Genomic DNA, 12,703 nt, shown 5'->3' on the forward strand with positions numbered 1-12,703 from the left:
GCCGCGATCTTCGCGAGCGAGCCGCCGAATTTGCCGACCGCGGTCCGCGCGGCCGATACGATCACTACGTCCGTCATGTTTTGTTCCTGCATCGAAATCAGTGGGTCGATCCGTGTTGCATGCTGTATCGCGTGCCGGGGCCGGGCGGCACGGCGGCCGACGTCGGCGCTTGAGCGCCATACGACCCGCGATGCGGCTCAGGGCTCGCGCTTTCATGCGCGCCGCCCATTCGCCCGCTCCAGCCGGGCCCGGACACGTTGCGGCGAGCCGGACGCCGCCGGCCACCACGCGGCACACGCGGCGGCCGGCGCCCGCCGGCGCCGTTCGATCAATGGTGTCGCGCCTGCGCGCGACACGCGCTCATGCAGCCGATTCGCGCGAAGCGGCTTCCTTGCGTGCGGCAGCCGCCGTCTGCTTGGCACCGCGCGTCGCCGTTTCGCTGACCGCGTCGAAACCGCTTTGTGCGGCTTCGATTGCCTGCCCCGTCGCTGCGCGCACGGAGTCTGCCGCGGCAGTCGCCGCGGACAGCGCCGAATTCAGCGCGGCGACCACCGCGCCCGAACCGGCCGGCGCATGCTTCGTCAGCTCGCCGACCACCTCCTTCACGCGCTTGTCGGTCTGCTCGTATTGCGCCTGCGCGACCTTCGCCCACTCGGCCTGCGTCGACACCGCGATGTCGAACAGATGGCGACCGTACGCGACGGCCTTGCCGGCAGCTTCCTGCGGTGCGGCGACTTGCTGCGCGAAGCCCGCAGCCGGGTTGCTCGCGTTGAACGCGTTCTTCAGCTTGTCCTCGTATTCGTCGAGCGCCGTCTTGGCCGCTTGCAGGTTGAGTTCGACGACGGCCTCGAAACCATTGATTGCCGGACGCGCAATCGCGAACCAGGCGGCAATTCCGGACTGATAATCGGCGGCGAATTTTTCGGGGGCAAATACGGACATCGGGCACGCTCCTGTTAGCAATGCGAGAGACGAACGAAAAAAATGGAAGCCAGATCGAGGTCCGCTTCCTTATTCACAACCCGCAGGCACGATTGACTGCGGGGAGTTGAAGATTGCCATTCTAGATGGATTAATTGTCAATTAAATGGCATTAATGGTAGGTAAAAACCCTTATCGATCGGGTTGATCTCCTCGCATCTGCGCCCGCACACAATGGGGCCACGTCGCAACGCCTTGTCCCGAAATGATTTTTACTTTTTTACGGCATGGCGCACCGCGACGTCCGTAACATTTACCCCGTCATTATTCCGGTTATTTGAAAAACAGGTGCGCATTGGAAAATAGGGCAGATTCCCCTGTAATCGTTTTTCCAGATTTATTTTGAAATCGTTACCGGGATTATTAATGACGAATTCAATGATCGTATATAAACCGCCGAGCCGGGCCAGCGCCGACACTCTCACCCGACCAGTTCGCGATGCAGCGCGCGAAACTCCTGCGCGAGCTTGTGTGCCGGCTCGAGATGGATCACCGGCGTCGACTGCTGATGCGATTCGCGGATCTTCACCGATGCCGAGAGCCGCGACGCCAGCACCGGCAGCCCTTCCTCGACGAGTTCGTCGACCAGCCGCTGCGGCAGGCTCGCGCGCGGCTGGAACTGGTTGATGACGATCCCTTCGACCTCGAGCGCCGCGTTGTGGTCCTGCTGGATTTCCTTCACGTTCTCGAGCAGCGTGTACAGCGCGCGGCGCGAGAAGTCGTCGCAATCGAACGGAATCAGGCAGCGCTCGACCGCGATCAGCGCCGAGCGCGTGTAGAAGTTCAGTGCGGGCGGCGTGTCGATGTAGACGGCATCGTAGGTGTCGAGCTCGTTGAGCGCGTCGCGCAGCTTGTAGATCTTGTAGCGCGACTCGAGCTTGCCGTGCAGCGTGTCGAGGTCCGGATGCGCGGGCATCACGTCGAGCCCGTCGAACGGCGTCGGATGGATGAACGATGCGACGTCGACCGGCCGGAAGTTGAAGGTCAGCGCGGTCTCGAAGAATTCGGCGACGCCGGGATGCGCGTCGGTGGCCCGGTCGCCGAGCAGGTAGTGCGTGGAATTCGCCTGCGCGTCGAGGTCGATGACGAGCGTGCGCAGCCCTTCGCTCGCGCTGATCGCCGCCAGGTTGCAGACGATCGTCGACTTGCCCACCCCGCCCTTCTGGTTGAATACGACCCGCCGCATTGTGTCTCCTTCGATCGAAACGTCGAAAAATCGAGCTTAGCCGGTCAATCGTGGCGGCCGCGTGACATCGATCAGATACACGAACCGCCCGGGAGATTTGCTGAGCGGCGCGACGAACGACTGGAAATCACGACGGAAGACGCGCGCACGAGGAACGGGCACAAGGGCTAATGTTGCGACGCAACATCCGAACTGTTAAACTAGGGAAAACCCGTAGTTCAAGCTTGCGAAGGAGCAGTCGTGTACCCCGTATTTTCGTTCCTGATGGATCTGCTGCCGGGCCGCAGCGCGGCTTCGTTTTCGCCGTCGGCAAAAGTAAACCGTGTCACGTTCACGGGTGCCGTGGACCGCAGCGATGGCGTGATCCTGTCGATCAACGGTAGCGACGCGCTGGTCCGCTGGCCGAAGGGTGGAAAATCCGTCGAGCGCGTCAGCAATCTGGTCGCGATCGTCACGGAAGCGTAAGCGGTTCTGTTCTGCGGCGGCCACGGCGCCGCTCTTGTCATGGTCCGCACCGTCCGAAGCAGGCGACTCGGGCGTGAATGCCACGGCCCCCATGTCGGGAATGCGCCGTTGCAGGCTTCAGGAAACCTGCTCACCGGCGCGGTTGCGTCGGTTGAAGTTTGCGGTCGGCATGCTCGCCACGTAAGCACAACAGACGTCAGGGCCATCGCGCCCGCGACGACGAACGTCCGCTGACGGGGGAGTCCATTCTCAAGTCTCGCCCATCCGACGCGGCCGGCGCCAGCGGCTTCTCCCCGCCTTGCACGACGCCACCACGACGCTCCTCACGCCCGATCGGGCACGTTCCGCCCAAAGCCCAAAAAACGCGTAAACGAAAAAAGGACCCGAAGATCCAGGCTGAACCAGTGATTCAGCGTGGAGATTCGGGCCCCTCTTTACATCGGGAACCGGCGTTCCGCTTAGAACGGAATATCGTCGTCCATCTCGTCGAAGCCGCCGCCTGCCGGCGCGCTCGGACGGCTCTGGCCGCCGCCTGCACCGCCGCGCGGCGCGCCGCCGGCACGACCGCCGCCGCCGCGTTCCATCTGTTCGCCGCCGCGGCCGCCGCCACCACCACCGTAGCCGCCGCCGTAACCGCCTTCGTCACCGCCGCCACCGCCGCCGCCCGAACCGCCGCGGCCGCCGAGCATCTGCATCTGGTCGGCGACGATTTCGGTCGAGTAGCGATCCTGGCCGTCCTGGCCCTGCCACTTGCGCGTGCGGATGCGGCCTTCGATATAGACCGACGAACCCTTCTTCAGGTACTCGCTGACGATTTCGGCGAGACGGCCGAAGAACGCGACGCGGTGCCACTCGGTCATTTCCTTGAAATCGCCGCTTGCCTTGTCCTTGTAGCGATCGGTCGTCGCGAGACGGATGTTCGCAACCGCGTCGCCGCTCGGCAGGTAACGGACTTCAGGATCGGCGCCGAGATTGCCGACGAGGATGACCTTGTTGACGGATGCCATGTGTTTCTCCAGTAAATTCGATGCCGGGCCGCCCGCGAATGTCGTCGGAGCGGCCCGCCGGGCAAGCCGGCGAGCGCCGCCGGTGCCTGCCCGAAAAGAAGGTTCAGGCCTTGCGCGGCGGCGCTTTCATGCTGGCCGCGATTATAAGCCACGCCGCCACGAGCCCCGAGCACGCGTAGAAGACGGTGTTCGCGCCGCCGTGCTTCAGCAGCCAGCCGCCCACGATGCCGCCGAGCGCGAGCCCGATCGATTGCGTGGTGTTGTAGACGCCCGTGGCCGCGCCCTTGCGCGAACCGGGCGCGAGCTTCGACACGAGCGACGGCTGCGACGCTTCCAGGATGTTGAAACCCAGGAAGTACACGAACAGGATCGCCGCCACAATCAGGATGGTATGCGGAGCGCTGCCGAGCAACAATTGGCCGATCAGGATAGCCAGAATGCCGCCGAGCAGCACCGGCTTCATCTTGCCCCGTTTTTCCGCGACGATGATCGCCGGGACCATCATCACGAACGCGAGCCCCATCACCGGCAGGTAGACCTTCCAGTGCGCGGCGACCGGCAGCCCGCCGTCGACCAAGAGGCGCGGCACGACGAGGAACAGCGCCGTCTGCGTCGCGTGCAGCACGAGCACGCCGAAGTTCAGGCGCAGCAGCTCGCCGTTGTGCAGCACCTCGCCGAACGGCGCCGGCACGTGCACGGGCTTCGCCGCGTCGGGCACGATCCACACGACGACCCCGATCGCGAGGATCGACAGCACGCCGACGATCGCGAACAGCCCGCTCATCCCGACCCAGTGGAACACGATCGGCGCGCCGACGATCGCGACCGCGAACGACACGCCGATCGAGCCGCCGACCATCGCCATCGCCTTCGTGCGGTTCTGCTCGGAGGTCAGGTCGGCGATGAACGCGAGCACCGCGGACGACACGGCGCCCATCCCCTGGATCACGCGGCCGACGATGATCCACGTGATGTCGTGCGCGAACGCGGCGACGAAGCTGCCGAGCGCGAAGATCAGCAGGCCGGTGGCGATCACGGGCTTGCGGCCGAACTTGTCCGACGCCCACCCGTAGAAGATGTACAGCAGCGACTGCGTGACGCCGTACGCCCCGAGCGCGATGCCGACGAGCAGCACGTTGTCGCCGCCCGGGATGGTTTTCGCGTAGACCGAGAACACCGGCATGATCATGAACAGGCCGAGCATGCGCAGCGCGAAGATCGCCGCGAGCGACGTGGTCGCGCGCAGTTCGGGCGCACTCATGCGGGAAGACGTGGCGGACGGATTGGACATCGGGAATGAATTTCGAATGATCGGAATGTCCGCCCGGCGGCGGGCGGCGGAAGATCAGGGCCACCGGCCCGGCAGGCCTGGCAGGCGCGCTTTCCGGGGCCGCTTTCCGGGACGTCGGGCAGGCAGCCTGCGGGCCGCCTCGCGCCGTGCGGCGCGGCCGCCTTCCCGGCGTGGACACCGCCTTGCTGCCAGCTGCTGCAAAGGCTGGGGGCCCCCAACGACGGCCTCGAAAAGCCGTTATAGTAGCAGGTTTGGTTCCCTCCATTTTCGCCAGGTTCATGGAACAGATCCGTATCCGTGGGGCACGCACCCACAACCTGAAAAACGTCAATCTCGACCTGCCGCGCCACAAGCTGATCGTGATTACCGGGTTGTCCGGGTCGGGCAAGTCGTCGCTCGCGTTCGACACCCTTTATGCCGAAGGCCAGCGCCGCTACGTCGAGAGCCTGTCCGCGTACGCCCGCCAGTTCCTGCAGCTGATGGAGAAACCCGACGTCGACCTGATCGAGGGCCTGTCGCCCGCGATCTCGATCGAGCAGAAGGCGACGTCCCACAACCCGCGTTCGACCGTCGGCACGGTCACCGAAATCCACGACTACCTGCGACTTTTGTTCGCACGGGTCGGCACGCCGTACTGCCCCGACCACGACATCCCGCTCGAGGCGCAGAGCGTGTCGCAGATGGTCGACGCGGCGCTCGCGCTGCCCGAGGAAACCAAGCTGATGATCCTCGCGCCGGTCGTCGCGAACCGCAAGGGCGAGCACGCCGAGCTGTTCGAGGACATGCAGGCGCAGGGCTTCGTGCGCTTTCGCGTGCGCTCGGGCGGCGGCACCGCGAACGAAGGCGTCGCGAAGATCTACGAGGTCGAGTCGCTGCCGAAGCTCAAGAAGAACGACAAGCACACGATCGACGTCGTCGTCGATCGTCTCAAGGTGCGGCCGGACATGAAGCAGCGCCTCGCGGAATCGTTCGAGACCGCGCTGCGCCTCGCCGACGGCCGCGCGATCGCGCTGGAGATGGATACCGACCACGAACACCTGTTCAGCTCGAAGTTCGCGTGCCCGATCTGCTCGTACTCGCTGCAGGAGCTCGAGCCGCGCCTGTTCTCGTTCAACAACCCGATGGGCGCGTGCCCGGAATGCGACGGCCTCGGCCAGATCACGTTCTTCGACCCGAAGCGGGTCGTCGCGCACCCGTCGCTGTCGCTCGCCGCGGGCGCCGTGAAGGGCTGGGATCGCCGCAACCAGTTCTACTTCCAGATGCTGCAGAGCCTCGCGGCGTTCTACGAATTCGACATCGACGCCGCGTTCGAGGACCTGCCGGAAAAGATCCGCAAGGTGCTGCTGTTCGGCTCGGGCAAGCAGACGATCCCGTTCTCGTACATCAACGAGCGTGGCCGCACGACGATCCGCGAGCACGTGTTCGAAGGGATCATCCCGAACCTCGAGCGCCGCTACCGCGAGACCGATTCGGTCGCGGTGCGCGAAGAGCTCGCGAAATACCAGAACAACCAGCCGTGCCCGTCGTGCGACGGCACGCGGCTGCGCCGCGAGGCGCGCCACGTGCGGGTCGGCACCGGCGACTACGCGCGCGGCATCTATGAAATCAGCGGCTGGCCGCTGCGCGACGCGCTCGGCTATTTCGACGGCCTGTCGCTCGACGGCGCGAAGCGCGAGATCGCCGACAAGGTGATCAAGGAAATCGTCGCGCGCCTGACCTTCCTGAACAACGTCGGCCTCGACTACCTGTCGCTCGAGCGCAGCGCTGAAACGCTGTCCGGCGGCGAGGCGCAGCGGATCCGGCTCGCATCGCAGATCGGCTCGGGCCTGACCGGCGTGATGTACGTGCTCGACGAGCCGTCGATCGGCCTGCACCAGCGCGACAACGACCGCCTGATCGCGACGCTCAAGCACCTGCGCGACCTCGGCAACTCGGTGATCGTCGTCGAGCACGACGAGGACATGATCCGCACGGCCGACTACGTCGTCGACATGGGCCCGGGCGCCGGCGAGCACGGCGGCGTGATCGTGGCTGAAGGCACGCCGAAGCAGGTGCAGTCGAACCCGCAGTCGCTGACGGGCCAGTATCTGGTCGGCAAGCGCACGATCGAATACCCGGACGAGCGGCTCGCGCCCGATCCCGAGCGGATGCTGCGCATCGTCGACGCGCACGGCAACAACCTGAAGCACGTCGATCTCGAACTGCCGGTTGGCCTGCTGACCTGCATCACCGGCGTGTCGGGCTCCGGCAAGTCGACGCTGATCAACGACACGCTGTATCACGCGGTCGCGCGCCACCTGTACGGCTCGTCGGCCGAGCCGGCGCCGCACGAGGCGATCGAGGGCCTCGAGCACTTCGACAAGGTGATCAACGTCGACCAGTCGCCGATCGGCCGCACGCCGCGCTCGAACCCGGCCACCTACACGGGCCTGTTCACGCCGATCCGCGAGTTGTTCTCGGGCGTGCCGACCGCGAAGGAGCGCGGCTACGATCCGGGCCGCTTCTCGTTCAACGTGAAGGGCGGCCGCTGCGAGTCGTGCCAGGGCGACGGCGTGCTGAAGGTCGAGATGCACTTCCTGCCGGACGTCTACGTGCCGTGCGACGTGTGCCACGGCAAGCGCTACAACCGCGAAACGCTCGAAGTGCAGTACAAGGGCAAGAACATCAGCGAAGTGCTCGACATGACGGTGGAGCACGCGTACGAGTTCTTCAGCGCGGTGCCGGTGATCGCCCGCAAGCTGAAGACGCTGCTCGACGTCGGCCTCGGCTACATCCGCCTCGGCCAGTCGGCCACGACGCTGTCGGGCGGCGAGGCGCAGCGCGTGAAGCTGTCGCTGGAACTGTCGAAGCGCGACACGGGCCGCACGCTGTACATCCTCGACGAGCCGACCACCGGCCTGCACTTCCACGACATCGCGCTGCTGCTCGAGGTGATCCACCGGCTGCGCGACCAGGGCAATACGGTCGTGATCATCGAGCACAACCTCGATGTGATCAAGACGGCCGACTGGGTGATCGACCTCGGCCCCGAAGGCGGGGCCGGCGGCGGCCAGATCATCGCGCAGGGCACGCCCGAGCAGGTCGCGAAGACCAAGGCGAGCTTCACCGGCAAGTACCTCGCGCCGCTGCTCAAGCGCCCGGCCCGCAAGGCGGCGGCCGGCTGACACTTTCCGTTCCCGCGCGCGGCTGCCCGGCCGCGCGCGCCCGGCAGCGGGGCGGCGCCGGCCTCCTCGTTTTCCCTTCTGCGGTTTTCCCCTCTGCGTTTACACCACGAGCCAAACAGCCCCGTGGCAGACCATAATGGAAGCTATACTTTACGGTCGTAAGGTTCGCCATCCGCACCAATCCGGTGCGGCGCCGGGCGATCGCCGCCGTGTCGCCCACCGCGCGGCACGGCACACGAACGACAGGAATCCATGATGGAGAAGCAACAAGAGTCGCGCGACGCGCAGAACCGCGAGCCGCACCTGCGCAGCGTGCGGCTGACGAGCGACTTCAGCCTGCCGAAGCTGTCGGCGATCGAGATCGGCAGCTACCTGTTCGCCCTCGTCGCGATGGTGCTCGTCATCGAACTCAAGCTGCTGGGCGGGCTGCTGGCCGGCATGCTGGTCTATCAGCTGATCCATACGATCGCCCCGGTGATCGAACGCCACACCACGAGCATGCGCGCGCGCTGGGTCGCCGTCGTGCTGCTGTCGATCGCGATCGTCGGCGGGCTCACGGGCCTGACGATCGGCATCATCGACCACTTCGAGCACACGGTGCCGAACCTGCAGAGTCTCCTTGGCCAGCTGATGCAGATCGTCGAGCAGACGCGCGCCCGCACGCCGGCCTGGATCGCGAACCTGCTGCCGGTCGACGTCGAACAGATGAAGACCAAGGCGGCGCTGCTGATGCACTCGCACATGGACCAGCTCCAGCAAGGCGGCAAGAGCGTCGCGCGCGGCTTCGGCCACGTGGTGTTCGGGATGATCATCGGCGCGATGATCGCGATCGGCGTCGAGCACGGCAAGGTGCGTCGGCCGCTGTCGACCGCGCTCGTCACGCGCGTGTCGCGCTTCGCCGAATCGTTCCGCCGGATCGTGTTCGCGCAGATCAAGATCTCGGCGATCAACGCGACCTTTACCGGCATCTACCTGCTCGTCGCGCTGCCGATCTTCCACCAGCGGCTGCCGCTGTCGAAAACACTGGTGCTCGTCACGTTCATCGTCGGCCTGCTGCCGGTGATCGGCAACCTGATCTCGAACACGCTGATCGTCGCGGTGTCGCTGTCGGTCAGCATGGGCACCGCGATCGCGTCGCTCGCGTTCCTCGTCGTGATCCACAAGCTCGAGTACTTCCTGAACGCGAAGATCATCGGCGGCCAGATCGAGTCGCGCGCGTGGGAGCTGCTGCTCGCGATGCTGATCATGGAAGCCGCGTTCGGGCTGCCGGGCGTGATCGCCGCGCCGATCTTCTATGCGTACATGAAGCGCGAGCTGTACATGCTGCGGCTGATCTGACGCGCCGTACCCGACGCAACCCGATCCCCGCGCATCACGCGATAAAAAAACGCCGCTCCCCGTCAAGGGCGCGGCGTTCTTGTTTGCGGCAACCGACGGCCTGCGCAGGCCGGCCGGCGCGCATCACCGATCAGCCGATCAGCGGAACACGACGGTCTTCGTCCCGTTCAGCACGATCCGGTGCTCGACGTGCCACTTCACCGCACGCGCGAGCGTCACGCACTCGACGTCGCGGCCGATCGCGGTGAGCTGGTCGGGCGTCATGCTGTGGTCGACGCGCTCGACTTCCTGCTCGATGATCGGGCCTTCGTCGAGGTCGGTCGTCACGTAGTGCGCGGTCGCGCCGATCAGCTTCACGCCGCGGTCGAACGCCTGGTAGTACGGCTTCGCGCCCTTGAAGCTCGGCAGGAACGAATGGTGGATGTTGATCGCGCGGCCGGCGAGCTGCTGGCACATGTTCGGCGACAGGATCTGCATGTAGCGCGCGAGCACGACGAGATCGGCCTGGTGTTCGTCGATCACTTCCAGCACCCGCGCTTCCTGCGCGGCCTTCGCCGCATCGGACGAACCGCCGACGAGCGGGAAATGATGGAACGGGATGTTGTAGCTCGCGGCGAGCTGGTAGAACTCCTTGTGGTTCGACACGATCGCCGGAATCTCGATCGGCAGCTGGCCGGTGCGGTAGCGGAACAGCAGGTCGTTCAGGCAGTGGCCGATCTTCGACACCATGATCACGACGCGCGGCTTCACGGCCGCGTCGTGCATTTCCCAGCGCATCCCGAACTGCTCGGCGAGCGGCGCGAATTCCTTGCGAAGCGTGTCGAGCGCCGACGCGGCATCCGCGCCCTCGCCGTCCTGCACGAAGTGCACGCGCATGAAGAACTCGCCGGTGCGGCTGTCGCCGAACTGCGCCGAATCGAGGATGTTGTTGGCACGCTCGAACAGGAAGCCCGAGACCGCGTGGACGATGCCATGCCGGTCGGGGCACGACAGTTTCAAGATAAAGCTGTGATCGGTCGACATGACCGCTACTCCCTTCGTTTCGGTATTCGTCAAATAGGCCGTTCGTCCGGCCTTACCCTGGGGCCCAAGCCCGGGCAGGCAGGTGGCGCGTCAGTGGCGCGTCAGGCGGCCGGCGCGAACAGCGCGTCGATGCCCGCCGCGTCGGCCGCCGCGAGCCAGCGGTGGCGCAGCAGCGTGTCGAGCATCGCGAGGCTCGCATCCATCGTCGCGCGGCCTTCGCGCAGCCAGCCGATCACCTCGGGCACGCCGGCCAGCAGGTGCTCGGCCACTTCGCCGTCCTGGTTGTGCGGCGCGAAGTCGCGCGGCAGCGGCAGGTCGTACACGAAGATCAGTTCGGACTGCGTGCCTTCCGGCAGCGAACACAGTACCTGCACCGCGCGGCCCGCGATCGCACGCGCCGCCAGTTCGGCCGGCATGCCGGCCTCTTCCCAGCATTCCTTCGTGAGCGTCTCGTGAACGCCCAGGCCCCAGCCGATGCCGCCCGCGACGACGTTGTCGAGCATGCCGGGGTCGGTGGCCTTGGTCGCGCTGCGGCGGCCGAGCCACATCTGCGGCGCGGCCGCCGAACCCGGCGCAGCCTCATATTCTACGATGCCGTTCAGGTGCACCGCATAAGTCTGCGTGCCGAAGAAGCGCGACGCGGCGCGCTCGATGTACGCGAGCGGCGGATCGTCGAAGCGGTTGCGGATCGCATAGATCTCGTCGCGCCAGCCGGGAATCGCGCCTTCGGCCGCCAGCGCGCCGATCGCGCTCGCGAGCGCCATGCTGCGCGCGTCGACCGTGTCATAGCGCGCCGACAGCACGACGCGCGCGTCCGTCAGCTCGAACACGTCGGGCCAGCGCGCGAGCTTCGCGACGTCCTGGCGGCGCACCCAGCCCACGGCCACGCCGGCGATCTCGAAACGCAGGTGCGCGGCCGGATCGAAGCGGCGCGCGGCCGCAATGCACGGAAACGTCATCGGGCTCAGTCCTTCAGCGCGACGCGGATGCCGATCGCGATGAAGGTCGCGCCGGCGATCCGGTCCAGCCACACACCGGCCTTCGGGCGGCGCTTCAGCCATGTGCCGATCGCCCCCGCGCCGACGCCGAACAGCGAGAAGATCGCGGCCGTCTGCAGCATGAACAGCGCGCCGAGCTCGAACATCTGCAGCGTCACGCCCTGCACGCCGTGCGGATCGACGAACTGCGGCAGGAACACGACGAAGAACAACGTGACCTTCGGGTTCATCAGGTTGCCGATCACGCTCTGCCGGAAGATCGCGCCAAGCGGCTGCGGCGGGCGCTCGTGCGCGTTCGCGAGGCCCTGGCTGCGCAGCGCCTTGATGCCGATCCACACGAGGTACGCGGCGCCTGCGAGCTTCAGCGTCTGGAACGCGACCGGCGACGAGCGCAGCACCGCCGCGACGCCGAGCGCCGCGAGCGTCGTATGGAACAGGATTCCGGCCGTGAAGCCGAGCGCGGCGACGAAGCCGGCCGCGCGGCCCTGCGAGATGCCGCGCGCGAGCACCTGCAGGTTGTCGGGACCCGGCGCGAACGTGATCGCGATCGACGTGGCGAGAAACAGCATGAAGTTGGGCATCGTGACCTCGCGGCGTGGGCCGGCTCCGGTGGTTCAGTGGCCGGCGAATTCGGTGACGGTATAGACGGGCAGCCCCGCGTTGCGCAGCAGCGTCGAGCCGCCGAGATCGGGCAGGTCGATGATCGCCGCGCCTTCGACGACGACCGCACCGAGCCGCTGCAGCAGGTTGCGCCCCGCCATCATCGTGCCGCCGGTCGCGATCAGGTCGTCCATGATGATCACGCGGTCGCCGGGGCGGCACGCGTCTTCGTGGATCTCGACGGTCGCGCTGCCGTATTCGAGGTCGTACGATTCCGAGCGCGTCTTGTACGGCAGCTTGCCGAGCTTGCGGATCGGCACGAAGCCGACGCTCAGCTCGTACGCGACGATCGGCGCGATGATGAAGCCGCGCGCGTCGAGCCCCGCGACGTAGTCGAGCTTCGCATCGACATAGCGTTCGACGAACAGGTCGACGAGGATGCGCAGCGCCTTCGGGCTCTGCAGCAGCGTCGTGATGTCGCGGAACTGCACGCCCGGCTGCGGCCAGTCGGGCACGGTGCGGATCTGGCTGTGGATGAAGGCGACCGGATCGAGCGGTGCGCCCGGCGACGAATGCGGCATGAAACTCTCCGAAAAAAACGGTGCGCGAAGATCGGGCACCGTTTCGAATAAATACGGGTCAGGTTATCG

At 66.2% G+C, this 12,703-nt stretch carries 11 protein-coding genes; 3 read left to right on the plus strand and 8 right to left on the minus strand.

Annotation, left to right across the window (positions count from 1 at the left end):
- Window positions 1–360: 360 nt before the first annotated feature.
- Both phaP and DIE17_RS17505 read right to left on the minus strand, forming a co-directional pair.
- A complete protein-coding gene (gene phaP / locus DIE17_RS17500; RefSeq protein ID WP_124486497.1) occupies window positions 361–942 on the minus strand; it encodes a TIGR01841 family phasin in 582 nt (193 codons plus the stop codon).
- 460 nt (window positions 943–1,402) lie between these two features.
- The gene (locus tag DIE17_RS17505; RefSeq protein WP_044847448.1) at window positions 1,403–2,167 is read right to left on the minus strand and encodes a ParA family protein; all 765 of its coding nucleotides are present in this window, start codon (window positions 2,165–2,167) and stop codon (window positions 1,403–1,405) included.
- 240 nt (window positions 2,168–2,407) lie between these two features.
- Here DIE17_RS17505 and DIE17_RS17510 point away from each other — a divergent pair, with 240 nt between their 5' ends.
- Window positions 2,408–2,632, plus strand: coding sequence for a hypothetical protein (locus DIE17_RS17510; RefSeq protein WP_044847449.1), 225 nt, complete (start codon window positions 2,408–2,410; stop codon window positions 2,630–2,632).
- A 458-nt stretch (window positions 2,633–3,090) separates the two neighbouring features.
- Here DIE17_RS17510 and DIE17_RS17515 read toward each other — a convergent pair whose 3' ends face one another.
- Together DIE17_RS17515 and DIE17_RS17520 are read right to left on the minus strand one after the other, a co-directional pair.
- Window positions 3,091–3,639, minus strand: coding sequence for a single-stranded DNA-binding protein (locus DIE17_RS17515; protein WP_124486498.1), 549 nt, complete (start codon window positions 3,637–3,639; stop codon window positions 3,091–3,093).
- 103 nt (window positions 3,640–3,742) lie between these two features.
- On the minus strand, window positions 3,743–4,930 hold the full coding sequence (locus DIE17_RS17520; RefSeq protein ID WP_044847451.1) for an MFS transporter: 1,188 nt from the start codon (window positions 4,928–4,930) through the stop codon (window positions 3,743–3,745).
- Window positions 4,931–5,208: 278 nt separating this feature from the next.
- Between DIE17_RS17520 and uvrA the strand changes: the two genes are divergently transcribed.
- Window positions 5,209–8,094 carry an excinuclease ABC subunit UvrA gene (gene uvrA, locus DIE17_RS17530; RefSeq protein ID WP_044847452.1) on the plus strand — a complete coding sequence of 962 codons (2,886 nt, stop codon included), beginning with the start codon at window positions 5,209–5,211 and terminating at the stop codon, window positions 8,092–8,094.
- Window positions 8,095–8,349: 255 nt separating this feature from the next.
- Entirely contained in the window at window positions 8,350–9,432 is a 1,083-nt protein-coding gene (locus tag DIE17_RS17535; protein WP_044847453.1) for an AI-2E family transporter, read from the plus strand.
- 138 nt (window positions 9,433–9,570) lie between these two features.
- Here the strand turns inward: DIE17_RS17535 and purU are convergent, their stop codons facing one another.
- The 4 genes from purU to DIE17_RS17555 all read right to left on the minus strand — a co-directional run bounded on the left by purU (window position 9,571) and on the right by DIE17_RS17555 (window position 12,634).
- A complete protein-coding gene (gene purU, locus DIE17_RS17540; RefSeq protein WP_124520756.1) occupies window positions 9,571–10,455 on the minus strand; it encodes a formyltetrahydrofolate deformylase in 885 nt (294 codons plus the stop codon).
- 101 nt (window positions 10,456–10,556) lie between these two features.
- Window positions 10,557–11,414: an NUDIX hydrolase family protein gene (locus DIE17_RS17545; protein WP_124520754.1), complete on the minus strand. Its 858-nt coding sequence runs from the start codon at window positions 11,412–11,414 to the stop codon at window positions 10,557–10,559.
- A gap of 5 nt (window positions 11,415–11,419) precedes the next feature.
- Complete coding sequence (locus DIE17_RS17550) at window positions 11,420–12,034, minus strand: LysE family translocator (RefSeq protein WP_044847456.1); 615 nt, start codon at window positions 12,032–12,034, stop codon at window positions 11,420–11,422.
- Window positions 12,035–12,067: 33 nt separating this feature from the next.
- Entirely contained in the window at window positions 12,068–12,634 is a 567-nt protein-coding gene (locus DIE17_RS17555) for an adenine phosphoribosyltransferase (RefSeq protein ID WP_124486502.1), read from the minus strand.
- Window positions 12,635–12,703 lie beyond the last annotated feature (69 nt).

It is taken from the genome of Burkholderia sp. Bp9099, from assembly GCF_003857805.1.
Classification (GTDB): domain Bacteria; phylum Pseudomonadota; class Gammaproteobacteria; order Burkholderiales; family Burkholderiaceae; genus Burkholderia.